General features: G+C 37.5%; 24 protein-coding genes. 3 read left to right on the top strand and 21 right to left on the bottom strand.

Features of this window, described 5'->3' with window-relative positions; genetic code table 11:
* Positions 1 to 8: 8 nt before the first annotated feature.
* The 13 genes from RTR43_RS20295 to RTR43_RS20355 all read right to left on the bottom strand — a co-directional run bounded on the left by RTR43_RS20295 (position 9) and on the right by RTR43_RS20355 (position 14,767).
* Positions 9 to 971: a P1 family peptidase gene (locus RTR43_RS20295; RefSeq protein WP_312474490.1), complete on the bottom strand. Its 963-nt coding sequence runs from the start codon at positions 969 to 971 to the stop codon at positions 9 to 11.
* A gap of 3 nt (positions 972 to 974) precedes the next feature.
* Positions 975 to 1,526 carry an ECF transporter S component gene (locus RTR43_RS20300; protein WP_312474492.1) on the bottom strand — a complete coding sequence of 184 codons (552 nt, stop codon included), beginning with the start codon at positions 1,524 to 1,526 and terminating at the stop codon, positions 975 to 977.
* A gap of 36 nt (positions 1,527 to 1,562) precedes the next feature.
* Positions 1,563 to 2,405 (bottom strand): energy-coupling factor transporter transmembrane component T family protein, encoded by an 843-nt coding sequence (locus RTR43_RS20305; RefSeq protein WP_312474493.1) that lies wholly within the window; start codon positions 2,403 to 2,405, stop codon positions 1,563 to 1,565.
* The gene (locus RTR43_RS20310) at positions 2,389 to 3,285 is read right to left on the bottom strand and encodes an energy-coupling factor transporter ATPase (protein WP_312474494.1); all 897 of its coding nucleotides are present in this window, start codon (positions 3,283 to 3,285) and stop codon (positions 2,389 to 2,391) included. Before RTR43_RS20310 ends, RTR43_RS20305 begins: the two co-directional genes overlap by 17 nt.
* A complete protein-coding gene (locus tag RTR43_RS20315; protein ID WP_312474496.1) occupies positions 3,285 to 4,136 on the bottom strand; it encodes an energy-coupling factor transporter ATPase in 852 nt (283 codons plus the stop codon). The genes RTR43_RS20310 and RTR43_RS20315 overlap by 1 nt, the downstream gene beginning before the upstream one ends.
* 26 nt (positions 4,137 to 4,162) lie before the next feature.
* Positions 4,163 to 4,927: an SDR family NAD(P)-dependent oxidoreductase gene (locus RTR43_RS20320; RefSeq protein ID WP_312474497.1), complete on the bottom strand. Its 765-nt coding sequence runs from the start codon at positions 4,925 to 4,927 to the stop codon at positions 4,163 to 4,165.
* Positions 4,928 to 4,996: 69 nt separating this feature from the next.
* The gene (locus RTR43_RS20325; RefSeq protein WP_312474498.1) at positions 4,997 to 6,085 is read right to left on the bottom strand and encodes a tartrate dehydrogenase; all 1,089 of its coding nucleotides are present in this window, start codon (positions 6,083 to 6,085) and stop codon (positions 4,997 to 4,999) included.
* Positions 6,086 to 6,151: 66 nt separating this feature from the next.
* Positions 6,152 to 7,600 carry an aldehyde dehydrogenase family protein gene (locus RTR43_RS20330; protein ID WP_312474499.1) on the bottom strand — a complete coding sequence of 483 codons (1,449 nt, stop codon included), beginning with the start codon at positions 7,598 to 7,600 and terminating at the stop codon, positions 6,152 to 6,154.
* 213 nt (positions 7,601 to 7,813) lie between these two features.
* Positions 7,814 to 9,658 carry a sigma-54 interaction domain-containing protein gene (locus tag RTR43_RS20335; RefSeq protein ID WP_312474500.1) on the bottom strand — a complete coding sequence of 615 codons (1,845 nt, stop codon included), beginning with the start codon at positions 9,656 to 9,658 and terminating at the stop codon, positions 7,814 to 7,816.
* Positions 9,655 to 9,942 carry a hypothetical protein gene (locus tag RTR43_RS20340; protein ID WP_312474503.1) on the bottom strand — a complete coding sequence of 96 codons (288 nt, stop codon included), beginning with the start codon at positions 9,940 to 9,942 and terminating at the stop codon, positions 9,655 to 9,657. The genes RTR43_RS20335 and RTR43_RS20340 overlap by 4 nt, the downstream gene beginning before the upstream one ends.
* A gap of 83 nt (positions 9,943 to 10,025) precedes the next feature.
* The gene (locus tag RTR43_RS20345; protein WP_312474504.1) at positions 10,026 to 11,372 is read right to left on the bottom strand and encodes a phenylacetate--CoA ligase family protein; all 1,347 of its coding nucleotides are present in this window, start codon (positions 11,370 to 11,372) and stop codon (positions 10,026 to 10,028) included.
* Positions 11,373 to 11,894: 522 nt separating this feature from the next.
* Positions 11,895 to 14,201, bottom strand: a complete 2,307-nt coding sequence (gene helD, locus RTR43_RS20350; RefSeq protein ID WP_312474505.1) for an RNA polymerase recycling motor HelD — start codon at positions 14,199 to 14,201, stop codon at positions 11,895 to 11,897.
* 245 nt (positions 14,202 to 14,446) lie between these two features.
* On the bottom strand, positions 14,447 to 14,767 hold the full coding sequence (locus tag RTR43_RS20355) for a ribonuclease E inhibitor RraB (RefSeq protein WP_312474506.1): 321 nt from the start codon (positions 14,765 to 14,767) through the stop codon (positions 14,447 to 14,449).
* An 81-nt stretch (positions 14,768 to 14,848) separates the two neighbouring features.
* Between RTR43_RS20355 and RTR43_RS25670 the strand changes: the two genes are divergently transcribed.
* Entirely contained in the window at positions 14,849 to 15,028 is a 180-nt protein-coding gene (locus tag RTR43_RS25670; protein WP_396954603.1) for an aromatic acid exporter family protein, read from the top strand.
* Between the two features lie 47 nt (positions 15,029 to 15,075).
* Here RTR43_RS25670 and RTR43_RS20360 read toward each other — a convergent pair whose 3' ends face one another.
* Both RTR43_RS20360 and RTR43_RS20365 read right to left on the bottom strand, forming a co-directional pair.
* A complete protein-coding gene (locus RTR43_RS20360; protein ID WP_248735458.1) occupies positions 15,076 to 15,222 on the bottom strand; it encodes a hypothetical protein in 147 nt (48 codons plus the stop codon).
* Between the two features lie 123 nt (positions 15,223 to 15,345).
* Positions 15,346 to 15,981, bottom strand: coding sequence for an FMN-dependent NADH-azoreductase (locus RTR43_RS20365; protein WP_312474528.1), 636 nt, complete (start codon positions 15,979 to 15,981; stop codon positions 15,346 to 15,348).
* A 156-nt stretch (positions 15,982 to 16,137) separates the two neighbouring features.
* On the opposite strand from RTR43_RS20365, the gene RTR43_RS20370 reads away from it, so the two are divergent.
* Positions 16,138 to 16,323 carry a hypothetical protein gene (locus RTR43_RS20370; RefSeq protein WP_312474529.1) on the top strand — a complete coding sequence of 62 codons (186 nt, stop codon included), beginning with the start codon at positions 16,138 to 16,140 and terminating at the stop codon, positions 16,321 to 16,323.
* A 258-nt stretch (positions 16,324 to 16,581) separates the two neighbouring features.
* On the opposite strand, the gene RTR43_RS20375 is transcribed toward RTR43_RS20370, so the two are convergent.
* From RTR43_RS20375 to RTR43_RS20395, 5 genes are all read right to left on the bottom strand, one after another.
* Positions 16,582 to 16,929 carry a hypothetical protein gene (locus tag RTR43_RS20375; protein WP_312474507.1) on the bottom strand — a complete coding sequence of 116 codons (348 nt, stop codon included), beginning with the start codon at positions 16,927 to 16,929 and terminating at the stop codon, positions 16,582 to 16,584.
* A 251-nt stretch (positions 16,930 to 17,180) separates the two neighbouring features.
* Positions 17,181 to 18,443 (bottom strand): MFS transporter, encoded by a 1,263-nt coding sequence (locus RTR43_RS20380; protein WP_312474509.1) that lies wholly within the window; start codon positions 18,441 to 18,443, stop codon positions 17,181 to 17,183.
* Between the two features lie 123 nt (positions 18,444 to 18,566).
* Positions 18,567 to 20,270, bottom strand: a complete 1,704-nt coding sequence (locus RTR43_RS20385; protein WP_312474510.1) for a sigma-54 interaction domain-containing protein — start codon at positions 20,268 to 20,270, stop codon at positions 18,567 to 18,569.
* 126 nt (positions 20,271 to 20,396) lie between these two features.
* Complete coding sequence (locus RTR43_RS20390; protein WP_312474511.1) at positions 20,397 to 21,851, bottom strand: aldehyde dehydrogenase family protein; 1,455 nt, start codon at positions 21,849 to 21,851, stop codon at positions 20,397 to 20,399.
* Positions 21,852 to 21,981: 130 nt separating this feature from the next.
* Positions 21,982 to 23,151, bottom strand: coding sequence for a saccharopine dehydrogenase family protein (locus tag RTR43_RS20395; protein ID WP_312474512.1), 1,170 nt, complete (start codon positions 23,149 to 23,151; stop codon positions 21,982 to 21,984).
* A gap of 544 nt (positions 23,152 to 23,695) precedes the next feature.
* Here RTR43_RS20395 and bacA point away from each other — a divergent pair.
* Complete coding sequence (bacA, locus tag RTR43_RS20400; RefSeq protein WP_312474513.1) at positions 23,696 to 24,493, top strand: undecaprenyl-diphosphate phosphatase; 798 nt, start codon at positions 23,696 to 23,698, stop codon at positions 24,491 to 24,493.
* A gap of 351 nt (positions 24,494 to 24,844) precedes the next feature.
* Here the strand turns inward: bacA and brnQ are convergent, their stop codons facing one another.
* Entirely contained in the window at positions 24,845 to 26,224 is a 1,380-nt protein-coding gene (brnQ, locus tag RTR43_RS20405) for a branched-chain amino acid transport system II carrier protein (RefSeq protein ID WP_312474514.1), read from the bottom strand.
* Positions 26,225 to 26,364 lie beyond the last annotated feature (140 nt).

Consider the following 26,364-nt stretch of genomic DNA (forward strand, 5'->3'; position numbering starts at 1 on the left):
CCTCCGTTTTATTGATTTTTTGGTAAATCTTTATGGGCGATAATTCCTCCAACACTATCAGCGGATTTAACCGCATTGATGATCGCCCTCTCCATGACCTTTGCTGCAAGCCCGCCAATGACATCTACAGGGATCCTTTCCCCTCCGGTGGCAACAGCAAAGATGGTGTCACCATCAAACATGGTATGAGCTGGAAAAATCGTTCTTGCATACCCGTCCTGAGCCATTTGTGCGACCTTCGTTGCCTCCGCCTTCGTTAAATCGGCATTCACCGCAATCACGCCAATGGTAGTATTAGACCCTGCAGGAATAGTGGGTTGGTAGTTTTGTTCGAGAAGCTTGATACTATCAAGAATAATTCCATTCTTAAAAGGCCCGGCTAGAATTTCCCCAGTGGAAGGTTCGCGGACATCCCCGACTGGATTGACGGCAACAATCGCACCAATCACAACACCATTTTCTAAGCGGAGCGATGCACTTCCGAGACCGCCCTTCATACAGAAGCCGAGACCGGCTAATTTACCAGCAGTAGCTCCACAGCCTGCCCCATAATTTCCAGTGCTAAACTTCTCAGCTGTGGCCGCATTTGCTGCTTCATAACCCATTTGTATATCTGGTCGAACTTTTGGATCGCCAATCGGGAGATCAAACAACACCGCCGCTGGAACAATCGGAACCTTAGCGACACCCACATCTAAGCCGATTTCCTGCTCCTCTAAAAATTTCATTATACCTGAGGCTGCATCTAGGCCAAATGCACTGCCGCCGCTTAAACAGATGGCATGTACTTTTTCTACTAGATTTATTGGATTCAAAAGATCCGTTTCCCGGGTTCCGGGAGCAGATCCTCTTACGTCCACCCCCGCAACCGCACCATTTTCAAAAAGGATGGCTGTACAACCGGTCAGTGCCTGTTGATTTTCTTTATTTCCTACTTTTACACCTGGTACATCCGTGATTTGATCATACATTCCTTAAACATCCTTTGAAATCTTTGATTTTTGACTTTTGCCAATCTGTTTCCAAGCTAATACAACCGCTAACGTAACAATCGTACCAACAATTGCTTCAGGGATTCCGTTTGTTATTCCCACTGTCCAGGCTACTCCTGGGGTTAAATAATGGCGGATGACAGCCATTGTTAACACAAGTACAGTATTTGCCAATGTCCCAATAAATGCGGCAGCTCCAACTGCAAGGTATTCACTTTTGCGGCGGAGTCCAGCATATATAAGCCATGCCACCACGCCGATGAATAAGCGAGGTATAATGGCAACTAATGGATCCTTAAAGAGTGGGACCGTAGCGTTTAGGAAGGAAGAAATCCCAAAAATGGCTCCTACAATTAAGCCGACGACCGGTCCTTGCATAATTCCTCCAATAATTGCGGGAATGTGCATGATCGTGGCATTCCCTGCTGCTGTTGGAACAGGAATATAGCCCAACCGTGTTACCCCTAAAAGAATCGCTATCGCCCCCAGCACACCAGCAATGACAATATCGCGAACTGTTAATCCCTTTTTCATATATTTTCTCCCCTTTTGTTTTTAGTTTTTTTAACATTAAAAAGGAAACGGATAAAAAAGCAGTAGTAAAGCGAATAAAAGTCCTACCAATAAAACAAGATAATCCTTCGCTAATGCTTGATACACGGAGAAGGAACTCCTGTCGCCCCCTGGTGTATAGCAGCGAGATTCCATTGCAAGAATCAGATCCTCAGCCCTAGACAATGCGATATTAAATAACGGAATAATAATAGGAAACATTTCTTTCGTTCTTTGAATAATTCTCCACCAGCCGCCGGTACCAAAGTCGGCTCCCCTTGAAGCTTGTGCTTTCATCATTTTTTCCATCTCGATGGCGAAGGTTGGAACGAATCGAATCGCAATGGTTGTAATCAACGAGATTTCATGGACAGGAAAATGGATTTTCTTTAACGGACTCAGTAAGCTTTGTATGGAATGTGTTAGTTCTGTGGTGGAAGTAGATAAGGTGAGAACACTGCTTAAGAAGATAATTTCAATAAATCGAACAGCTGAAACCACAACCAATCGAATACTTTCACTAGTGATTAAGATAAAGCCATAATCAACATATACTCTGCCATCTGAAAAGAGCTGTCCTTGAAAAAGCAGCTGCAAAATTGCTAAGATGATAATAAATGGAATTGCAGGCTTCACACCTGATAACCCATAGCTGATTGGGATTTTAGATGCCCAGAATAAATAAAGAGATAAGACTAGGCCGATGGCATTTCCGATATAACTCGTATTTAAAGCAATCGCAACAACGAGAATGACAAAAGCCAGCAGCTTTATTCTCGGATCTAAACGATGAATAAACGAGTCCGTAGGTACGTACTGCCCAATTGTAATATTACGGGATATTTCAAATTCGCTGGACATGTTGCGAACCCTCCTTCATACCGGTAAGAACCTTGATAACCTCATCAGCTGCTTCAATGATGGAAAAGGCATCCGTTTTTACTTGATATCCAAGATCGCTTAATCGATAAAGAACTTTTACCGTTTCAGGGGTCCCAATTTGATAACGCTGCAGTTTTTCTTTATCAGTGAAAATTTCTTTCGGGGTGCCTGTTAACACGTCGGTACCATCCGCCATTACATAGACACGGTCAGCTAGCATGGCGACCTCCTCCATATTGTGTGACACAAAAACGACGGTTAATTTTTCTTCCTTGTTTAACCGTTTAATTTTATCAAGCAATTCCTTCCTTGACCTTGGGTCCAAACCCGCTGTCGGTTCATCAAGAACTAAAATCTTTGGTTTTAATGCAAGGATCCCCGCTAAGGCCACCTTCCGTTTTTGTCCACCGCTTAATGCAAAGGTCTGTCTGTCCTTCATTTCTTCAAAATCTAAACCAACAACCGACATCGCCCATTTAACGCGCTCTCTCACCTCCTTTAGTGGAAGACCTAATTTGAATGGTCCATAGGCAATATCATCACCAATGATTTTTTCAAAAATTTGATCCTCCGGGTTTTGAAAAACAATTCCCACCTTCTGCCTCAGTGTTTTTAAATCTACCTTTTTCTTTGATAAGTCTTCTCCATCAATCATTACCTTCCCGGATTCCGGACGCATCAGTCCATTGAAGTGCTGGATTAAAGTTGACTTCCCCGACCCAGTATGGCCGATAATGGCAATACATTCCCCTTCTTCTACATAAAGGTTGGTTCCTTTTAAGGCAACATGCTCCATCGGGGTACCTCTCAAATACGTATGTGATAGGTTTTCTATTTCGATGATCGACCTCTTCGGCATTATCCCACCTCCTCTTTGGAGAATTTCTCCACTTCATCAATAAACTCTTCTTCTTGGATTAAGTCCTTTGAAAAATCGGTAAATTGGCTATGAATCAATTCGGCCATTTGGCTCACAGAAGGTACTTCTAATTGAAGATTCTCTAATTCCTTCTTATATTTAAAAATTTCACGCGGCGAGCCGTCCATAACAATTTGGCCACCCTCGATGACGATAATCCGGTCAGCTTCCGCTGCTTCCGGCATGTGGTGGGTAACCGTAATAATCGTCACCCCTAAATTGTTCATTTTTCTCATAACCTGAAGAACTTCTTTTCGACCAAAACTGTCTAGCATACTTGTAGCTTCATCAAAAACAATGCAATCCGGCTGCATAGCCAGCACACCGGCAATCGCGACTCTCTGTTTCTGCCCCCCGGATAGATGATGTGGAGGTCTATGACGAAACTGAGACATTTTGACAACGTTTAAAGCTTCATCCACTCTTTTTTTCATTTCTTCTCTTGGGACACCAATATTTTCAAGTCCAAATGCTACATCTTCCTCTACGATCGTCGCAACAATTTGGTTATCTGGATGTTGAAAGACTGTGCCAACAGATCGACGAATATCCCGTTTCTTTTTCATGTCCTTGGTGTTATGCCCGTGAACCCAGACATCCCCGTTGTCCGGGGTTAAAATCCCGTTAAGGTGTTTAGATAAGGTAGATTTCCCTGAACCATTGTGACCAATTATGGCCACATATTCTCCAGGAAAGATTGAAAAGGAGATATTCTTCAGAACGGATACTTTTGTTTTTTCATTTATTTTGTAGGAAAACTCTACATTTTCTAAGCGAATAATAGGTTCCATTTTAGACTCCTCTCTATCGTTTTGTTTTATATCCCACGTCCTCCATCAATATTTAGGATCTCACCGGTCACAATCTTAGCCAAATCGGAGGCTAAATAAAGTGCGCCTCGGGCAATATCTTCTGGTTGAATTAATCTTCCCAATGGAACACTATCTTGAAATATCTTTTTCATTCCCTCTTCTTTTTGATCCTCATCCCCAACAAGGAATTTTCCAATCATCGGTGTATCTGCCGGGCCAGGATTGATGGCATTTACTCTAATATTAAAAGGTGCTAACTCAAGAGCTAATGCTTTGGTCAGCATGATTGCTGCCCCTTTTGATGCACAGTACGCGTTTAACCCGGGTCTCGCTCTGATACCAGCAATGGAAGCAATATTAACAATACTTCCACTCTTTTGTTGTTTCATGATCGGAACAGCGTACTTAGAGGTTAAAAAGATGGATTTTGTATTCACGTTCATAATTAAATCCCATTGTTCCAAGGTTAATTCTTCAATAGATGTGAAGGATTGTGGAACACCGGCACAGTTAATGACAATATCCAATCCGTGATATGCTTCCCATGTTTGATTCACAAGGCTGGCAACATCTAAATCATTCGTTACATCAGCTTGAATGGCTTGCACTCGATTTAGACCAGTTGAACTTGCGGCTGTTTTTGCAGCCTCATAATTTAAATCAGCAAACGTTACGTTAGCCCCTTCATTAGCGAAAGCCTGAGCAATCGCTTTCCCCATCCCCGAGCCTGCTCCTGTTACAATGGCGGTCTTTCCGTTTAATATACTCATAGATTGGGCACCTCCATTATTTTAAACTTGAAATTCGTTTTCTATTTTTCACTTAAAATGAGGCAAATTTTAGATTTTTGGGCTAAGACTTAATTGAACCATTTTTGAAACGATTGCGTCTCCCATTTCAGTGGTATTGGCAGTGCCTCTTATGTCAGGTGTTCTTATTATTCCATCTACCAATACACCTTCAATTGAATCTAGGATCAATTTCCCTACATCAGGGAGTTCGAGATGGTCCATCATGAGACTAAGGCTCCATATAGAGGCGATAGGATTGGCAATCCCTTTTCCCGCAATGTCGGGAGCAGAACCATGGATCGGTTCAAACATAGAGGGATAGATGCGCTCAGGATTGATGTTTCCAGATGGAGCCAACCCCAATCCTCCAACGACAGCTGCACCTAAATCTGTTAGAATATCCCCAAACAAATTACTTCCTACAACGACATCAAATGTCTCTGGTCTGGAAATAAAATAAGCAGCAAGAGCATCTATATGGTAGAGTTGTGTTTGTACATCAGGATAACTATTGCCTATTTCATTTACCATTTCATCCCAAAAAGGCATGGTAAAGTTAATAGCATTTGATTTTGTTGCCACTGTAAGGTTTTTCTTCGCCCTTTTTTCTGCCAATGAAAAAGCATAGTTTAAAATTCTTTCAGAGCCGTACCTGGTAAAAATATTATTTTGCACTGCTAGTTCATAGGGTGTTCCTTCATGAACGCGACCGCCCATATTAGAATACTCCCCTTCGGTATTTTCCCTAATGACAACAAAGTCAAGGTCTTTATGGTTTTTATACCTCAATGGGCTTTCTATACCTTGAAGTAGTTTAATTGGCCGTAAATTCACATACTGTTGAAATTTCCGGCGAATGGGCAAGATTAGCTCCCAAACCGAAATGTGATCAGGGACAGATTTTGCACCAACAGCACCAAATAGAATGACGTCAAAATCTTTAAGTATATCTAACCCATTCTCGGGCATCATTCTTCCATTTTGAAGATAATAATCACACCCCCAATCAAAAGATTCACAGGAAAAAGTTAAACCGCCGTGTATCTCTTCCGCTTTTTTTAATACCTTTATCGCCTCATTCATCACTTCTGGGCCAATTCCATCCCCCGGAATTAAAGCAATTGAAAAGTGTTGCAAATTGATCACTCCTTTCATTTTTCTTTTCTATTTCCTGAATTAGACTTCCATAAAGGGGATTTACATTTATTCAACACTTTTTATTTTTATTGCGATATTTTTTAATTGAGTATAATTTCTTAGTGCTTCGACCCCTTTTTCACGGCCAATTCCGCTTTTTTTATAACCACCAAAAGGAAGTTCGACCCCGCCGGCTGCTCCAAAGTCATTAATAAAGACCTGTCCGCTTTTCACTTTACTCGCTATTCTGTGTGCTCGTGATAGATCATTTGTCCAAATCCCTGTAACGAGCCCATAGGAGGTTCCATTTGCTAATTTAATAGCTTCCTCTTCCGTTTCAAATTCAAATACCGTCAATACGGGGCCAAAAACTTCTTCCTGAGCAATTTCACTTGACGGGGAAACGCTTTCAATAATAGTTGGTTCAAAATAATAACCTTCATCCAACTCTTCTCCTTTTGCTTGCTTTCCACCAATGATGACACGTGCACCTTGCTCTTTGGCTCTTTCAACCATCGCTAGTATTCGATCAAACTGCCTTTTTGAAATGATTGGGCCAAGTTCGCTGTCATTTACCCCCGGGCCGATTTTAATTTTTTTCATTCTCTCGGTTAATTTCTCAATCAATTCATCTTTCATTTTGGAGTGAACCAACAATCTAGAACCGGCTGAACAAGTTTGACCTGCATTCTGAATAATCGAACGTGTAACCCATGAAACCGTTTCTTCTATATCACAATCAGGAAAAACAATATGTGGGGACTTCCCTCCCAGCTCAAGTGTTATTGGAACAATATTTTTAGCCGCAGATATCATAACGCTTGTACCAGTGTTAACTGAACCAGTAAAAGTGATATGATTTACATCATGATGATTCACCAGTGCGGCTCCTGCTTCTGCACCGTATCCTGTTACAACTTGTAGAGCGCCTTTCAGGACTTCTATCTCAGAAAATATTTCTGCTAACTTTAATGCCGACAGAGGGGTATCTTCAGCCGGTTTCACTACGACTGTATTTCCAACCGCAATGGCAGCTGCCAAACCCCGTGAAGTGATCTGAAGTGGATAATTCCAAGGGATAATTTGTGCACAAACTCCCATCGGTTCACGTACCGTGTAATCAATAACATTTGGCGCTACTGGTATTGTTTCTCCAAACATTTTATCGGCAACACCTGCATAATACTCAAAATAGCGGGCACTACTTTCTACATCACTTCTAGCCTGTGATAGGGGTTTCCCTGTGTCTAAAGTCTCAATGATGGCAAGTTCCTCAGACCTTTCACGCACTTTTCGTGCGACTTCATAAAGTGCATTTCCTCTTATACTAGGTTTTAATGATTGCCATTCAGTTGATTCAAAAATATTTTTCGCCGCTGCTACAGCTAGATCTACATCTTCCTTATCTCCCCTTGGAATCCTTCCAATTACTTCATGATTTGCAGGATTATATGAGGGAAAAAACTCCCCTGAAACGGACTTTACCCATTCACCATTTATATACATTCTCTCCATTGTTAACCCCCATTTTTCCATGGTTATGATACTTTTAAAATCTCGAAAAGTTCTCAAACTTACTTTTTAAAATCTATCAAACTATATATTTGCAAGTTTTATGCCAGGATTGAAAATTTAGAAAAGTCTGAAATATATAATAAAAACAGAGATAAAAATCCCTGTTTTTAAAACGATGTTTCAAACTGCAACATCATATTGCATTTTGAAACGTCATAAATTATATTCTTTGATTTTTCTCCAAAGGGTGGATCGATCGATTCCAAGTGATTGAGCCGCTAACTTTTTATTATTTTCAAATTTCTCTAAAGTTGTGAGGATGAGTTCTTTTTCCTTATTTTTTATACTTTGTTTATTGGTAGTTTCTTCTGAAAACTTCCTTCTCCTTATTTTTTCAGAAAGAAATTTTGCCCCCTGAAGCCTTAAACTCTTACTCTCTTCAAGGACCACCATCCGTTCAACGGTATTCCTTAATTCACGAATATTCCCAGGCCAGTCGTACTTTTGAAATAAACAAATTAATTCCTTTTCAACTGTTATTATTTTATTTTTTCTTTTATCATTAAATTCCTCTAGAAAAGCTTCTACCAGTTTAGGTATATCTGCTAAGCGCACACGGAGAGGCGGCAATTCCAGAGCTAGTACATTTAGCCGATAATATAAGTCAGATCGGAATTGTTTCTCTTCAACCTCCTCCTCCAAATTTCGATTCGTTGCTGTAATGATTCGAACATCCACTGGTATGATTCGCTCTCCGCCAACACGCCTAATGGTTCTTTCCTGAAGCACCCTTAACAATAGAGCTTGAATTCGTAAAGGGATCTCACCAATTTCATCTAAAAATAGCGTACCTCCGTGAGCAAGTTCAAATAAGCCAGGCTTTCCATCTTTTAGAGCACCTGTAAATGTGCCTTTCTCATATCCAAACATTTCACTTTCCAGAAGATTTTCCGGCAAAACTGCGCAATTTACAGCTACAAAGGGACCAAGTGACCGATGACTTGCGGCATGAATACCTTGAGCAAATAATTCTTTACCAGTTCCAGATTCACCGGTTATTAAAACAGTTGATTCCGTTTCAGCAAATTTCCTTGCAAGTTCTTTAGCCTCCATTATTTCATGTGTTTCCCCAATAATATCACTTAATCGATACTTTGCCTCCAAGCCATTTTGATGAAGTTTTTTGCGAAGTTGTAATTCTACTTTTTGAATATCTGTAATTTCTTTAAAATTTGATACGGCTCCGACAATTTTTCCTTTGACGATGACAGGAGATCTATTGATAACAATTTGACGGCCTCCTACGGTAGCAATATCGCCTCTTTCGATTTTCCCGGCTTCTAATACGCGCAACATATCCGATTGTGGGATGAACTCTGTAATGTTTCTTCCCTTCATATCCTCTTTTACACCTAAGATCGTTTTTGCATGTTCATTTACCAATCTAATATTTCCTGTTCTGTCAATTGCAACAACTCCATCATGTGTTGAATTGACTATTGCATCTACTTGATACCTTTCATTTAAAATTTCCTCAATTAAGTTCACTAATGATCCTGCTATCTGTAAAAAAGGGATCAAAGAAGTGAAAGCAGGCTTAATAAAATGTAAATTTTTAATCCCTGGGTTAGAAATTAAGCCTTTCATCCATATTGGGGCTAGATAAACATGATTAGGATTTAGTACAGCAGATTGTTTTTCTGTTAATAAGGAGACTTGAATCTCATCATTCGCAACCTGTTCCCCGTCTTCTTTTCTCAACCACTCTATTTCTTCCTTTGATGTTATAAACGAATACTCTCTTTGTTCAGGGTTTTCAAACAATACCTTTATAGACTTTTTTATATCTCCTATAGTTATTGGGATAGGGATAATAGGAAAAGAAAGACCCTCTAATTCTTTCTGAAAAATTGCAGGCGTAATAATAACCATTGGATTCATGATCTGATCTAATATTGAATTAATTGAATAAAAACTTGCCGTTGGGTATCCCAAATCTATTAATAAATTTTTAATTTGGTCTTCATATAAATCATTCATTTTAAAAAGAGCTATCATTGTATCACTCCAGAACAAAGAATAGTAAATAAGATAGACTTAATTATAAATCTATTATTTTCCGTATTTTTAAAATATTCTATTTTTATATTAAAATTATTTTTCCTATCTGTAAACTTTCTGATTAGTTTTTGGTAAAAAGCGGCAGCCATACACATAACTTTATTACGGTCAGCAATCCGATAAGGAATTGTCCAAAGAGGATTTAATTGAGACAGCCAAAGCATTAGAATAGCAGAAAAAGAGGAGACTCCAAGTCCCCTCTTTTTCAAGAAAATCTTCAATCCTACCTGCTTTTTCTTACAATGGACGATACCTCCCTTTACATATCGAAATGTAAATCACCCGCATGAAGTAATTTTCCATTTTATTTTTTACGATTATCAATCACTCTACGGGCTTTAAATACTGTTTCAGGCAGGACACCCTGCTTATATAGATTAACGCCAACACGTACTCCAAGCTTACTCTTAAACAATTCTTCTGCCTCCTTTTTAAAAGAATCTAACTGACTGTTGTTATATCCGTTTTGGTATTCAATATTTACGGTCATTTCATCCAAGGCACCCTTTTTGTCCACCAAAATCTGATATTCAGCACCACTCCACATCAAGGAGCGAACACAATTTTCAATCGCACTTGGGTAAATGTTTGCACCCCTGATTATTAACATGTCGTCTAATCTCCCAAGAATACCATGTGGAAGTCGCGGATATGAACGGCCACAGGAACATGGTTGGTTTGTCATGAAGCTTTCGTCACCAGACCAAAATCGAATCATTGGCTGTGATTTTCTCCAGAGGTGTGTGTATACGACTGCTCCTCTTTCTCCCATTGGAATCGGTGTATTTGAGTCTTCAGCACTTACAATTTCAGTAAAAACTTCATCTTGATAAAGGTGGACCCCTGCTTGAGCCTCACAGGATGTATTTGTCATGAATGGATACATTTCCGAAGTGGACCCTGTATCAAATATACTTGCTCCCCATCCTGTTGACAAAAGTTCCTTTGTACTAGGCAAGGAAGCGCCAGCTTCTCCCGCGGCAATGAGTCTAACTACTGAACTTTTCGATAAATCTATCTGCTTTTCCCTAGATTTGTTCATGAGATGCAAAAAATATGACGGTGTAGCGACAAACGTGGAAGGTTTAATTCTCTCAATCATTTCTAAATGCCTGTCTGAGTCCATTGCTCCCAATGGAAAGACTGTAGACCCAATCCGTTCGGCACCTTGTAGAATACCCCAGCCGCCAAAGAAAAGAGAGAATGGAAGACTGATTTGGATCGTATCATGAGGTCTTAAGCCCGTAGACCACAAGGCCATGGCATGTAGTTCGGATGCTCTTTTCCAGTCCTTATTACTTACTAGATAAAGTGTCGGTATCCCGGAGGTACCGCTGGATCCTTGAATTCTTGCAATTTCTTCAGGTTCAAATTGACCAGTATAACTGCCGAAAATTGGATGTTCTTTTTGGTCCTCTACAAGCATTTTTTTGGTAATTATGGGTACCTTCGTAGTGAAATCTTCAAGTGTTTTGATATCTGAGGGTTTAAAATGGTGGCGATCATAATGTTTTCGATAAAAAGGCAGCTTATTATAGACATATTCTAATTGCTCTTTAATTCTTGCTAAAATAATGGCCTCTCTTTTCTTAGGATGCAATGTTTCTCTTTCCTCATTCCAATATTTTTTATAGGTATTTGTGATCATCATTTTCCCCCTCGAAAAAGTATTTTGACTTAAAAAGAAAGATCAACCAATTTATGTTTAATATTATGCACGCGTTGTTAAATCATGTTTATATTTTAAAAAAGGAGTTAGTTTTTTAACACATGTTTAATTAATTGAATAGTCCATCGGGATACTCTACTTTCGAACTGATACATAAAATAATCGAGGTTGATTCTACCATCATACGGGTGCGGTGATCCTTCTTCTTTATTGACGTCTCCCAATGTCAAAATTTAAGCACCGGTCACGACTCGAAGTTTAGTGATAATTCCAACACAAAAGACCCGAGAGTCATTAATATCAATAATATTCAATCTTCCTAACCAACGGTATATGATGTGTAAAAATTCTAATTCCTGTACTCTTAAAAATAATCGTAGAACGGCTTCGCTTAACGTTAGCCTTATTAAAATGTTTATTCATTTTTATTCATCGATATTGAACGAGAAGAAAAGCAGGTACCTGAGCTATTGCCAGCCCAGATACCTGCTTTTTCTGATCCCTTTACGTATCGAAATGTAAATCGTCTGTATGATGTAATAAAAAGTCTGACGGTGCTCTACCATATAAATACAATCGATGCATGGGTCTTGTCATGGACACGTACAACAATTTGATATCCAAATCTACCTTTGAGTATCGTTCTTCCAAGCATACAATCATAACGGAATCAAACTCCAACCCTTTCGATAAATATGAAGGTAAGATCACGATATGTCCCTTCTTCATCTCTTGCTTTTCCTCTAATAATTGAATCGGAAGATGGCTATTTTCCAGCATCTGATGGATTTTTTGGCATTCCCTGTCGGTACGTCCAATGATGGCAATGGAGTGAAGCTCTTCTTTTATGAGTGAGGCAATATCTTGTTCCAGCTGTAGCCTAACCTGTTCCAGATTCGTAGGGTCAATCGTTTTATAGCGTGGTTTTTGACCATGTCGAATAACGGGTTCAACCTTTGGTAAGTCTTGTTCGATCAACTGAAGGATATCATTTGCCAAATTCATTATCTCAACAGTCGTTCGATAGCTTTTTTGTAAGGTTTGATAATTTGCATTAGGAAAGATATCCTTCAATACCGGTGCCCAGCTAGTCAAGCCACGATAGGAATGAATCCCTTGTGCTAAATCTCCCACAATGGTAAACAAGTCTGTATTAAAGCCTTCTTTTAATGCGGCAAATTGAAAATAGCTGTAATCCTGTGCTTCATCGATAAAGATACTCCGCATTTTATATTTTTCATCGATCCCTTCCAATTTTGCCTTCATATAAAAGAGCGGAGCTAAATCCTCAAGTTCGTATGCGTCTCGATCAAAGATCCGCCGACAATATTTACATAACACTTTACATTCTTGCTCTGTAAGAGTTGTGGAATGCATGTTAATCATTTCAGGAGAAGTCATTAGTTCCTTATACAAGGTAAACATATCTTTCATGACAAATGCGTCCATATATTTTTTTACTGCGACCTTTGCCTCCTGCTCCACCCTCTTTACCCTTTGTTCCTTCTTCTCCATCAGGGTAACTACTTTTTGCTTTCTTTTTTCTGGTTCCAGCCTCCTGCTATAAAGAGCCTTCTCTAGTGCTTCTTCATATTTAGTGTTAAGGTTTGCTAGCATGATGGCTTTCTTCTTTTTTAAATCACTTACTAATAGAGCTTTTATTTTATTAAGCCTTTTGTAGATTGGTAAGTATGTATATTCGTTTAAAAATAGTTTTTTGAGATTTTTCCCCTTCAGGAGAATCGATTTTTCTACAATAAAATCCTCTCCAGGTGCGAGTTTTAACTCCAATTCTTTTACATAACTATGGATTAATTCCTTAAATTCGAGTGACCCCTTATAGCTCGAAACCCATTGCATTTGCTTGGATTTCCCATTCCCTTCAAGGAGCTTCATCAGCTTAGAATTAGGAGAAAATAGTTTTATTTTCTGTCCCAAACAACTTTTCATAAAATCGATAAAAGTGGTCTGGTTAATTTTGTTAACTCCAAGTTCAGGTAAAACGGCCGATATATAATCAATAAACAGTCGGTTGGGTGCGAGAATCATTAATTTTTCTGGAGGAAATCTAAACCCAAAGGAATAGAGAAAGTAGGATATTCTATGGAGTGCGATGGTTGTTTTCCCGCTTCCGGCGGCCCCTTGAACGATAATGGGGTGTTTCAGTGATGCACGGATCACTTCATTTTGTTCATTTTGAATGGTCGCAACAATTTCTGTTAATCGATTATCTGCTTTGCCTGACAAAGATTTCTGCAAAAGTTCATCGTGTGTAGTCAAATCGATATCTCGGATTTCTTTTAATAATCCATCAATAATTTCATACTGTCTTTTTAATGATAAGTAGCCAGTTTGTGTTTCTCCATATGCTTCATAAGAAACCTCTCCTAGTCTCCCGTCATAGTAGACGTTGGCAATCGGCGACCTCCAATCCACGATAATGGGCTGCTGTGTCACACGGTCAAACAAGGATACCTTGCCAATGTACAAAATTTCTTCCCCTTTTGTACTATCGCTCGTAAAATCGATCCTTGAAAAATAGGGTTTGCCAATCACGCTTTCTAGCCTTTTCAGTTCACTTTCAGCTAATTCAAGAAACCTTGCATTCGCGAGGAGGTCCAAGTAACTTCCGCTACTTTCTTTAGAGTCTAAATCAGCAAAAGCTTGTTTCATATTTTCAACGAAAAATTCTTTATTCCCCTTAGAAATGTCTAAAACTGTTCGGATATATTCCTTTGTAAACTCTAAACGCTCTACTTCTGTTTGGTAGTCTTTATGGTCACGGACAAACACTTGATCTTTGGCACTCATCCTATTCACTCGTCACCTCTCTTTGTCATTTTGGAAGTATGGGATATTAAGATTAAACTAATTCTTTTGTACGAGTCAAGTTTTTTAGTATGTACGATTGGTACAGGAATAGTGGAATAGCGGTCGTTTTTGGACTGTTTGACAAAAAACTAACCTATCCGTATGGGAATAGGTTAGTTTTTTCTTATATTAATCTCCAATGTATATCAGGATCCATCATAATCCCCTAGTTTCTCTCAAATCTTTTAGTCTACAAAAACGCCCCAACCATCAGAATAACCACCATGTGGTTTACTTAAGTTATCTAATTTATTCTGCATTTTAATTAAATCATTATAATTTAATAGCATTCTTTTAGAGCAACTACAAGCCCACTCTTCCGTTTCGTCGTCTTGCTCTAAGAAACAATTAAAGCCTTCTCCTTTTAGTACTTGCGATAATTTTTCACCTGTTGCTTGATCAGGTACGGCTACAAAAAATTCGACTGATTGTTGTTTTTTAAAATCTAATCCGTTTTTATATAGACTTCGTAAAGCATCTCCATCAGCATCATTAGGGAATTTCAATTGTTTTTCCTCCATATTCTAGTACATTCAATGTTGTCATTATAATTCACTTATATCTTTTTTACTAACCATAAAATTTATATTGTTCAAATAGATGCTGAATTTATATCAACTGGCATTTATGTTCATCATTTCACAAATAAAAGCTCGGGACAGCCTTTACTTTATGACTTGCTGCTTATGGTCTTTATTCCACTTACCGTCCGTTTTAAAGTATCTGAAGGGATCGTAATTATTAGCAAACAAAAAACGCTTGGTTGAAGCGCTTTTTGTCTTTCATGTATAGACAGAACAAATCATGCTAATATTTATTCTATTACAAATGGGTTTCCACTTATATTTTTTCTTATTTCATCAGAAATTTCGAATGGTTCATTAGTACTTACAACTGAGTTATTAGTATTTTCATCATTCATTTGTACACTGCCATCATAATGAATAGTTTTATTTTCCATTATGTCACCTCCACACTAATAATATTTGACTATTTATGAGCACATCCTGCTAAATATTTTAAATTTTATAATATTTTTCCTTTTATAATAGGGAATGTCGAAAATGACTCTATTAGACATACTTTAAAAAGTATGAGCTAAGTCCTTGGCACGAGCAATTGCATTTTCTTTGATTTCTTGTGCTTTATCGGGCATAGCATTATGTCCTTCAACAAATAAACCTTCAAAAGAAGGGACGCCAAAGAAATGCATAATTATATTTAAGAAGCGATGCCCCATTTCCATATTAGCAGCTGGGCCTTCAGAATAAATACCACCACGTGCTTGGATATGAAGTGCTTTTTTATTTGTCAGCAGACCTACTGGACCTTGTTCAGTATATTTAAATGTTTTACCCGCAACCGCTATAGAATCAATATACGCTTTCATTACTGGAGGGAACGAGAAATTCCATAAAGGGGTAACAAAAATATATTTATCTCCTGACATAAACTGTTCACTTAGTTCATTCAGTCGTCCCACTTTTGCTTTTTCCTCACTTGAAAGCTCTTCAAACCCTTTACCAGATTGAAGTTTTCCCCATCCACTGAAAACATCCGTATCTATATGTGGGATATTCTCTTTATACAAATCAATATGAACGATATCGTCATTTGGATTTACTTCTTTGTAAGTATCTATGAACGCTTTTCCAACCGCCATACTGTAGGATTGTGTTTCATCATTTGGATGGGCTGTAATATACAATACTTTCGGCATGCCTGTTCCACCTTTTTTCATATAATTTTTCTGCTTTTTTAATATGTAGTAACTATTCAAAGTTTATTCATCAATAAAATGAAAAGGTGCAAAAAGCAGTCCTGCTGGAACTAAATATGAAGATTATTAGTATAAAAAAAAGCCACCAAAAAGTGGATCGAAGAAAATTCCCGAACGATCTTTCAAGAAATGGTAGCCTACCTTCGGACCAATGAAAGTCGTTGGGTCGGAAAAGAAATCATTGAAACAGCCGGCTTGCTAGAAGAAGCGAAAAGCTTAGCCTCTTTATTATGGTTTTCTTTTTCACTTTCATGGGTTAAAATAAAATTAACTATTGCATAAATTAAAAAAGACCGAACATGGCTGTAAACATGCCCGGTCCAACAATAGACGATCCCTCAAAGGGGTCGGCTTTTTGGGCAGAATAATCCACCTGAGCCGTAAACTCAAGGGTGGATTATTTTTTTGATTTAAATGATTTGTCCCATATGCTTCCACTTTTTTAATAAAAAAATGCATGACCACCAGTGCGTTAATACATTAACACGTCGGGGGTCATGCACTAAAAAACTAGATAATGCAAAGAAACATCCTTGTACATCACTTTTGTAATAATTGAATGAGGTTCTTTAAGGTATATAGTCTAGCCGTAAAGAGGAATAAGTCGTTGTAGTTATTTGTTACGTATTCATCGATAATATTAATTCCCTTTCGAAATTGGTCAACTAGATAATAAGTGTACTTTTCATCCCAAGAAAATTGATTTATTCTAAGGATTTCATCGGCTATTATTTGAAACTTAAACTCCTCCATCCAGAGTTTAATTTGAAATAGTTTATCTTTGTTTGAATAAATGCTATTTTCCCTTTTATAACCTCTTTGGACATATTGAATGAAACCATTTATATGATCTGCCAGCATATTCGCCTTTTGCCTCTCAAAGTTCATTAATCCCTCTCCTTAAATGCCTTAAATTCGTTACTAAGAAGAGTGTATGTTTTGGGACATTGTTATAACACCAACTTATTGAGGATAGTCCTCTTTTATCGAATAATACGACAAGGGCCTGACCTCCGAATGTGCCCTGGACTAACCAACATTGAACTTCTGTTGTAAACAACTATATTCCCCCTCTTTCAATCCAGCGGTAGAAGTGGGGTATTTTGATATCCGAACAATCTTTTTGTAAATTTTTATAGTTAACTTTGGATTACTACATCATCCGTTGTTTTCAGACTTTCGCCTTTTTTCGGATCCTTACTTAAAAATGCAGCAACGAAATTTAGGACAAAGGTAGCGACTATAATACCAAAAAATCCTATTGTGTAAGCACCTGTTGCGTCTTTGATATAGCCCATTATATATGGATATAGAAAGCCTCCTACCAAAAATCCAATTCCTAAAATAAATCCATTTGCGGTTGCAACAGACTTAGTTCCTACAGATTCCACTGCTGAAGCTAATGCAACTGGCATTCCAGAATAAACACCAATACCGACTAGTGGCATCATAAATGCCACAAGACCATAGTTACCATTGGCTACAGCTATTGTGAGAATGATTAGAGTAAGAGTCATCCATAAGCCTGCAAGGATGATAAATGGCTTTCTTTTTCCCATCTTATCTGATACTAATCCAAGAATTATGGAAGGAACTATACCAACCAAGACATATAGAGATGTTAAAAATCCCGCAAGTCCTTCAGACCAACCAGCATCTTCTATAAGAATAGTAGGTACCCAATAGGCAATAACTGCATATAAGCCCCATTCACCAATGAAAAAGGCTGACGCCACGATGACATTTCTATCTCCAATAACTTTGAGATAGTCTTTCAAATTAAATTTTTCTCCTGATTCTTTCGCTGTATTTTGACGATCAGTAATGTGAGGAGGATTCTTTAAGAAGAAGAAGGAAATAATGAAAATGGCAACTAAGAATATTCCTTCGATAGCCGATCCATTTCTCCATCCCATGGCTATAAGAATATAAGAAAATAAGTAAAGAGAAAAAACGGTGCCGATCCCATCGGATGTAAACATTACCCCCATGGCTGAACCAACACCATTTGACTTTTCAAACCATTGGGCTGCCATCGTGTAAGGTCCTACAAACAATAAGCCTACTCCAAGACCAATAAGAGCCCTAGAAAAAACTAGTGTTGAATAACTAGGCATATAGGCAAAAAGAATTTGCCCTACAGCACTAATCAATAATCCCCACAAAATAATATTTCTAGCTCCCCACTTATCTACCAATACTCCAACAAAAGGTAAAGTCAGACCTCCAACTAAAGCAGTAACTGAAGCCAACATCCCGGTTTGAGCGTAACTAATGGATGTGTCCTCCATTATTTGAGTTATTTTTGTTGAGTATCCAATATAAGGAAGAAAACATCCTATTAACGCTAAATAGGATAACCAAAGCATTGTCCATGGACCTTTTACTTTCCTATTCTCCATAGTTAAGCACCTCCTAAATTATTGAAAACGAATATCAGTAGGATAGACATCAGAAATATAATTAGAAAATAATCAATATTCCGATAATTCTAGTTAAATAGTTGAATCATTGTATCAAATAACTTATAAATTATACTTTTTTAATTTCCTAACAATAGTCGATTGATTAACACCCAAAAGATTAGCCATGTCCCGCGTATTTTTCGCTTTTGTTTTTGCCTCTACTAATATTTGCTGTTCAGCTTTCTCAAGAAAATCAAATAATTGTGGAAACTTCCTATTTGCACTCATTTCCACCTCATTTGCTAACAGTGACAATGGTTGATTAACAGTAAAGGAAACATCTTGACCCGTAATAGCCAATCTTTCCATTATATTTTGAAGTTCACGAACATTACCTGGCCACGAATACTTTTTTAATCTTTCTAACATTAGCTCATTCATTTCAATATTCTTATTGTATTTTTGGTTGAAAAATGGAAGATAATAAAATGTCAAAGCCTCTATGTCTTCTTTTCTTTCTCTAAGTGGGGGAATATTAATGGGAACGACATTAAGTCGATAATATAGATCTTCTCGAAAGGTCTTTTCTTTTACTTTTTTTGCCAGGTCTTGGTTTGTAGCTGCTATAATACGCATATCTATAGGTTTTTCTTGTAATCCACCTATTCTTTTTACCTTTTTTTCTTGTAAAACCCTTAGAAGTTTGACTTGAAGGTGCAAGGGCATCTCAGCAATTTCATCTAAAAATACCGTACCATTGTTAGCTAATTCGAAAACTCCTGTTTTTCCGCCCTTTCTAGCGCCAGAAAATGAACCTTCCTCATAACCAAATAGTTCAGATTCCATCAAGTTCTCGGGTATAGCTCCACAGTTTACTGCAATAAATGGTTTGTCATATCTATTACTTAATCTATGAATGGTATGGGCAACTACTTCTTTACCAACACCAGTTTCGCCTAAAATAAGAACCGTTGTATCAAAGGATGCAACAGATTTAATTAGGTTATTTAAATTTTCCATTTCCTTACTGGCGTAAATAAAGGGTTTTTTATTCGAATGTTCTTGGTGGATGCTTATCACTTCTTGCTGATAACTAGTTAATAGGTTTTTAACTTCATTTAGTTTTTCTGTTAACTCAGTAACCTCTGATGAATCTTTGGTAATAGATATAACACGAACAATTCTTCCGTTATTATCCTTAATCGGAACCGATTCAATTTCAAAAACTTCTCCTGATTTTGTATATTGTAATCCTTGTTCTCTTTTTCCTGTACTAAGTACTTTCGCAGTAACAGAAGGATAGAATTCTTTTTGTCTTTCTAAATCAAAAACATTTTTCCCCAAATATGGCTGGTCATCTTCAGCCGTAGCAAATGTGATATTTCCATATCCGTCAGTAATGAGTATATTGTGGAAAAAATTATAAAAGATAGTCTCTAATTCTTTAAGTATCCATTTATCTGAAGCAATATGATTACTTATTCGTTCACCAATATTCCAATCGATTACACTTTCTATTTTTTCAAATTCCCTTTTTAATATAGATGCGTTCATAGTCTTTTCTGATGAACTTATTTCTCCGTCATTATTAAGTAAGGGTTTCATCATAAGCTCTTCCAAAGGTAATGATAAAGCCTTTTCGAAACCGATATCTTTCACTTTTTTATATAAAGTGGATCTGTTTATATATCCAATGGTCTTTTCATTTTCTTGCAAAATGAACCATTGACAATCTAATTCTAATGCCTTGAGAAGAATTGTCTCAATGGTAGTTGACCATGGAATATAAACAGCATTTCGTATATGATATTTTCCATTATCCATACATTTCACTCCCGAAAAAAACAATGTGAAATTTGTTAGCTATTTTACTCAACTTAGGAAGTGATTTACATATAAGGTTGCGAAACAGGTGTCCGCAACCATATTTTCATCATCAGATGCTTAAGATTAAGAAGAGAAGTCCCAAGTAACAGTGCGAAGATATGTCATATCTAACATTGTATATCTGCCACCAATACGTCCCCACCCTGTTCTAGTTCCAGCTGCGCCACCAAATGGTACATGAGGTTCCCAATAACCTCCATGTTCATTGATAATTGTATTACCAGTTTGTAAGCTATTCATGTATTTGAAAGCACGAGCAGAGCTTTTTGTATAAACAGCAGACTGTAATCCTAAATCTGAATCATTACCAATTTCAATAGCCTCTTCATCACTCTTAACAGTTATGATTGGTACAATTGGTCCGAAAGTCTCGTGCTTATTAATTAAAGTATCTAATCCAACATTATCTATAACAGTAGGTTGGAAATAAAGATTGGTTGGATAATTTGTTGCTCTCCTACCTCCTAAAAGAACGTCTGCACCTTTTTCAAGTGCATCTTGAATATGTGATTCCATTTTTGAAGCTACTGCTTCATTGTTCATTGGTCCAACTTTAGTTGAAATATCAAATGGATCTCCTAACGACCATTTTTTTGCTTCTTCAACTACACGTTCTACGAAAGCATCGTGAACATTTTCATGAACAAGAACTCGTGCTGTAGCACAACACACTTGCCCTGCATTAAAGAATCCTCCGTGAACAGCTCCTTTAGCTGCAGCATCAAGATCAGCATCTTCGCAAACAATAGTTGGACCATTACCACTTGCTTCAATAATTGATGGTTTTAATCCAGCTGCACGGACTATTTTTTCAGCAGTAGTATGAGAGCCAATAAATCCTAGTGCATCAACGCCTGGATGTTCAATAAGTTGTTGTCCTACCTTCCCGTCGCCATAGACTAAGTTAAACACTCCTGGCGGGATGTCAGCTTCATGCATAATTTCTGTAAAGAGACTAATAATTCCTGGAGTATACTCTGAAGGTTTAAGAACGATTGTATTTCCTGCTGCAATAGCTGGAGCTACAAACTCTGCTAGCATAAGAGTTGGGAAGTTCCACGGAATAATAATTCCATAAACACCATTTGCTTTGCGGAAGGTAAAAATTCGTTTATTTTTATCTTGAGAGGGGATAATGGCTGTTTCCATCCGTTTAGCATCTTCTGCGGCAATTCTAAATAGTTCTGCTGATTCTTCAATATCTGGCAGTGATTCAACTTCATATGGCTTCCCTTGTTCAAGAGTAAGTGCACGGCTTAATTTTTCTTTATTCCGATCAATTGCATCAGCGATTGCATAACAAACGCGACCACGTTCCCAAGCTGTAGCAGCTTCCCAAGGGACTTGAGCCTTTCGAGCTGCTGCAACCGCAGCATCAATTTCTTCTTCAGTGGAATCTGGAGTTCGGTAAATGATTTCACCCGTAACAGGAGAAACGATCTCACGTACGTTCGTACTAGCTGACTCTGACCATTCCCCATAAATAAAATTTCTTAATACTGCCGTTTTTGTTTGCATATGAACAACTCCTTTTTAAATTTTTATTTTTATATGAAATTTAATGGATGCCTTTACCAGATTTAATATAAGTATTTTGCTGAATAACGAGGTAATGAAGGTTCTATCTCACTATGAAACTACTATTTTTTTAGATATTAGATAGTATCTTTTGTGGATTTTTTTGAATTTGTTCTGTTTCACAATAAGTGGAGAGTAAAGTGATATTCTTTTGAGTTAAGTAGGAAATAAACTTCGATGGGTCAATACATTGTTCAGGCGGTTTTACACCTGTTCCTTCGATTTCTTTATTTAATAACATTTGAGCTACCACTGATGCCGGCATACTGGTAACATAAGCTAATGCATTAATATTCCACTTTTCTTGCCAGCCACATAATAATTCCAATTTAATTGAAGCTTTTTTTCCTGCCTTCATTCCTTTTACTTCAACCATTAGTTCATCTGTTCCCCACTGAGGATTTTCAGAAATCGTTTCTTTAAGCAAGGTCACTAACTTTTGTCTAGCAGAGAGAGAGTTATTACTACGATCATTATTGAGTAGCCCAAATTGTTCTAGCATTTTGATCTTTTCAATTGTTGAAGGATCCCATGTATCTTTATAGGTTATTTCTTTTACTTGTGGAAAACTTAGAGGTAAAGTAGCTAACTCAGAATGAAGAATTGAATATGTTCTTTGAACACCAAGTTTTTCATTAAATATTGTATCTTCTTCGTCACTCAAAGGAGATATTTCATATAATTGGCCATTTTTCACAACCATAGCATTTTTGGTAGCCTCGTCTATGATCGTATCAATTGCAAAGGGGAATGTGGCTCCTGTAGTTGTGGACCCATAACGAATATGGATTTCCTCCGCAGTATCTAATTGTTCAACTCCATATCGACTTAAAATATTGGAAATACCCGGGTCAGACCCCATACCTGGAATGGAAAGAACTCCTGCCTCCTTCATAACTGCATCATATTTAAGTTGTTCTTTCGTTAAGTTATATAGTCCACCTAAATCAAGGACATCTACTTTTGCAGCAGCCGCCATTATCATTACATCAATGTTAAACATATAATTGGTGGCATTCACGCAAACCTTAGCTTTTTTTAATAGATCAGTCGTTTTCTTATAATCTCTAATATCTAAAGGATAAACATCTAAATTTTTTGCATTTATCTCATTTTTTAGTTGTTGGAGTCGGTTCATATCCATATCGGCTCCAATTACTTCCACCCCACTTTCAACTAGATCTCTTACAATAACATTTCCAATCGTTCCGGCAGCACCTAATACAATAACTTCCTTCAAGGTCTAAACCTCCCTTTTTCAACCATATTTGCATGTTCTTAACACACATACTTAAATACCAAGCAAGATTCGTGCCAACTTTGTAAACGCTAAAAACAAGCATTCATTAATTGGCCATTTCGAAAATGATGGCATCTTGCATCAAATTTGATGCAGTATTGCATCAAGTCTCATTAGTGCTTAATAGTGGTCCACCATGGTTATTTTTATATGGTTCTCATTATAGAACGTTTGTCCCGCGAAATTTGTCCATTAATGAAACATAGACCTCAAACTTTAGGCAGTTCTCAAAATAAGCTAAGGCAATTATGAAATTTTAATAAAAACCGTTGTTCATACAGGTAAATACTTATACTGGAGATAATAGTGGTATTGAATGGGAATGTTAATTTTGTGTAAATTATTTTTTAGTAACTTGAAATAAAAAAACTATTGATACTATACTTCCTTATACAGAGAATCGAATATTTTGTGTTCTCTTATGAAAAGTATCATTATCTTATTTATTGAAAACAAGAAAACAAGAATAGGAAGAAGGAAAAACATGAACGAAAATATCATCGCCTTTATTTTAGGAATCGTAGAAGGATTAACAGAATTCTTGCCTGTATCATCTACAGGTCACTTGATTTTAGTGGGGAACTTGTTAGGGTTTACAGGACAAAAGGCAAATACTTTTGAGGTCATCATACAACTTGGTTCCATGCTTGCTATTTTAGTTTTATATTGGAAAAGATACCTCTCACTTTTAAATTTCAGCACGATTGGAAAACCGGTAAAAAAGTTAGATGCCATACACATCATTTTAGGAGTCATACCTGCCGCATTAGCAGGGTTATTGTTGCATGACTTCATAAAAACTCAACTTTTTTCTCCCAAGGTTGTCGTTATCAGTCTTGTTGCGGGAGCCATTTTGATGATTTTTGCAGAAAAAAAGCATGGAACATTCACTTCTACCACCGTTGATGAATTGAGTTACAAACAAGCATTCATCATTGGACTATATCAATGCTTAGCAGTAATCCCAGGTTTTTCTCGTTCAGGATCTACCATATCAGGTGGCCTACTCGCTGGAGCAAATCATAAAACTGCGGCCGAATTTTCCTTTCTAATTGCACTTCCTATTATGGTGGGTGCAACTGGCCTAGATTTAATTAAGAGTTTGGACTTTTTACATACAAGTGACATACCGTTGTTCGCTATTGGTTTTATCACCGCATTTGTCGTTGCCATGTTGGTAGCAGTCGGATTCCTAAAAATAATAGGCAAAATCGGTCTAACCGTTTTTGCCTATTACCGAGTCGTTTTGGCTGCTCTATTCTTTATCTATTTCATTCTTTAAAAAGCTTGATGGCTACGGATCCATGAAAGCCAGTCCCCTTCGCGGAAAAGACACGAGCTGGCTCATATGCTTGTAGGATTGGTACAGGAATATTAGAATTGTAGACTTAATTCAACTGTTTGACAGGAAACAAACCTATCCATAAAAGAATAGGTTTGTTTCTTGCTATGTTTACAAATTTACTACCATCAGAAATCTAGATATTTTTTTTGACAATTTCTTTGATCGGTTTGGCTATATCTTCAGGGACATACGCTGAAAAGCATGTGTTAATGAATGATTAGTTTACATAACATTTTTATAATATACTTGAATTGTAATTGAAAAAACATCCCCACCATTGTGGAGATGTTAAATGGTCCCTTCTGTTTTGTTCTTTTGTCGAAGGGCAGTAAAATTCTGCACTCGAACAATCACTCCCGTAATCAAAATGGCAAGGAATACTGGAAGCAGCCATCCAAGCCCTTCATTATAAAGTGGCAATGTTTTTTCATAAAATGAAATAATCGATTTTAACCACCCAAAATATTCAATTTCAAGTAGCTGGCAGAATGTCTTTAAGCTATCGATCAAACTGATCATAAATGTAACGGTGGTGGCTGCTGCGTATACGATCCGTGAATGTTTAAATAGCTTTGATAAAAATGTCAGCAGCATTAATGCGACCGCCAATGGATATAACAACATTAACACTGGAATCGAGAAATGAATGATGTTCGATAATCCAAAGTTCGCAACAACGAAGGATACAAGTGAAAAGAAAACAACCCACATTTTGTAACTTAATTTAGGAAATAGAGTATGGAAGTATTCTCCGCAGGCCGTCATCAATCCGATACTCGTCGTCAAACAGGCAAGGATGATAATAATCGATAACATAACTGTTCCTAACGATCCAAAATAATAAGATGCTGCTTTTCCGAGGACTTGTCCCCCTGTATCAAACAGACCGAAAGCTTCTGTGCTCGTTGCCCCTAAATAGGCAATACCTACATAGATGATACCTAGAAAAATAATTGCGACAATTCCGGATTTAGCCGATGCCGAAAGGATTCCGCGAGTAGACGTTACACCCATCGAACGAATCGCATTGATGACAATAATCCCAAATACAAGTGACGCAAGTGCGTCCATCGTATTATAGCCTTCAAGTAAGCCCTTCATGAACGCACCGTTTGCATAAGACTCTTGTGGTGCTCCAATTGATCCGAGTGGTTTTACAATTACCATGACTAATAAAACAAGAATTAGAATGATAATTCCAGGAGATAGTATTTTTCCTACATTGTCAACGATCTTTGCTGGATTTAAAGAAAACCACAATGTGACGATAAAGAAAACACATGTGAAAAGAATTAATCCAACTTGTCCAATGCCATCACCAACAAACGGTGCAATCCCGATATCATAGGCAACGGCTCCTGTTCTAGGTGCTGCAAAAAATGGTCCAATCGTTAAATAAAGCAATGAGGTAAAAATCACCCCATAGAGAGGATGAATCCGACCTGCAAGCTCTTGTAAGTTCTTACTTCCGGAAAAACCCATTGCCAAAATCCCAAGGAATGGCAGTCCGATTCCAGTTATCAAGAATCCTCCAATCGCCATCCAAATGTTTGATCCTGCATTTTGCCCAAGTCCTGCTGGAAAAATTAAGTTTCCTGCACCAAAAAATAAAGCAAACAACATAACTCCTATAATGAAATACCTTGAAAAAGGTAATTTATTTTGCATATAATCTGCCCCACCCTGACGTAAAATTTCTGATAGTAGAAATGTACCATCCTTAATTGAACTTTTCCGTGATTAATAATACTATTCTAACGAAAGAAATTCAACCTATTTTGACAATTTTGAAATGACAGATTTTTACT

It is taken from the genome of Neobacillus sp., assembly GCF_031988165.1.
In the GTDB taxonomy this organism is placed as follows: domain Bacteria; phylum Bacillota; class Bacilli; order Bacillales; family Cytobacillaceae; genus Neobacillus; species Neobacillus rhizosphaerae.

Excerpts from the sequence above, each read along its gene's own strand:
- RTR43_RS20295 (WP_312474490.1), bottom strand. The coding sequence starts at position 971 with ATGTATGATCAAATCACGGATGTACCAGGTGTAAAAGTAGGAAATAAA.
- RTR43_RS20300 (WP_312474492.1), bottom strand. The coding sequence starts at position 1,526 with ATGAAAAAGGGATTAACAGTTCGCGATATTGTCATTGCTGGTGTGCTG.
- RTR43_RS20305 (WP_312474493.1), bottom strand. The coding sequence starts at position 2,405 with ATGTCCAGCGAATTTGAAATATCCCGTAATATTACAATTGGGCAGTAC.
- RTR43_RS20310 (WP_312474494.1), bottom strand. The coding sequence starts at position 3,285 with ATGCCGAAGAGGTCGATCATCGAAATAGAAAACCTATCACATACGTAT.
- RTR43_RS20315 (WP_312474496.1), bottom strand. The coding sequence starts at position 4,136 with ATGGAACCTATTATTCGCTTAGAAAATGTAGAGTTTTCCTACAAAATA.
- RTR43_RS20320 (WP_312474497.1), bottom strand. The coding sequence starts at position 4,927 with ATGAGTATATTAAACGGAAAGACCGCCATTGTAACAGGAGCAGGCTCG.
- RTR43_RS20330 (WP_312474499.1), bottom strand. The coding sequence starts at position 7,600 with ATGGAGAGAATGTATATAAATGGTGAATGGGTAAAGTCCGTTTCAGGG.
- RTR43_RS20335 (WP_312474500.1), bottom strand. The coding sequence starts at position 9,658 with ATGATAGCTCTTTTTAAAATGAATGATTTATATGAAGACCAAATTAAA.
- RTR43_RS20345 (WP_312474504.1), bottom strand. The coding sequence starts at position 11,372 with ATGATGATCACAAATACCTATAAAAAATATTGGAATGAGGAAAGAGAA.
- helD (WP_312474505.1), bottom strand. The coding sequence starts at position 14,201 with ATGAGTGCCAAAGATCAAGTGTTTGTCCGTGACCATAAAGACTACCAA.
- RTR43_RS20360 (WP_248735458.1), bottom strand. The coding sequence starts at position 15,222 with ATGGAAAATAAAACTATTCATTATGATGGCAGTGTACAAATGAATGAT.
- RTR43_RS20365 (WP_312474528.1), bottom strand. The coding sequence starts at position 15,981 with ATGCCGAAAGTATTGTATATTACAGCCCATCCAAATGATGAAACACAA.
- RTR43_RS20375 (WP_312474507.1), bottom strand. The coding sequence starts at position 16,929 with ATGAACTTTGAGAGGCAAAAGGCGAATATGCTGGCAGATCATATAAAT.
- RTR43_RS20380 (WP_312474509.1), bottom strand. The coding sequence starts at position 18,443 with ATGGAGAATAGGAAAGTAAAAGGTCCATGGACAATGCTTTGGTTATCC.
- RTR43_RS20385 (WP_312474510.1), bottom strand. The coding sequence starts at position 20,270 with ATGGATAATGGAAAATATCATATACGAAATGCTGTTTATATTCCATGG.
- RTR43_RS20390 (WP_312474511.1), bottom strand. The coding sequence starts at position 21,851 with ATGCAAACAAAAACGGCAGTATTAAGAAATTTTATTTATGGGGAATGG.
- bacA (WP_312474513.1), top strand. The coding sequence starts at position 23,696 with ATGAACGAAAATATCATCGCCTTTATTTTAGGAATCGTAGAAGGATTA.
- brnQ (WP_312474514.1), bottom strand. The coding sequence starts at position 26,224 with ATGCAAAATAAATTACCTTTTTCAAGGTATTTCATTATAGGAGTTATG.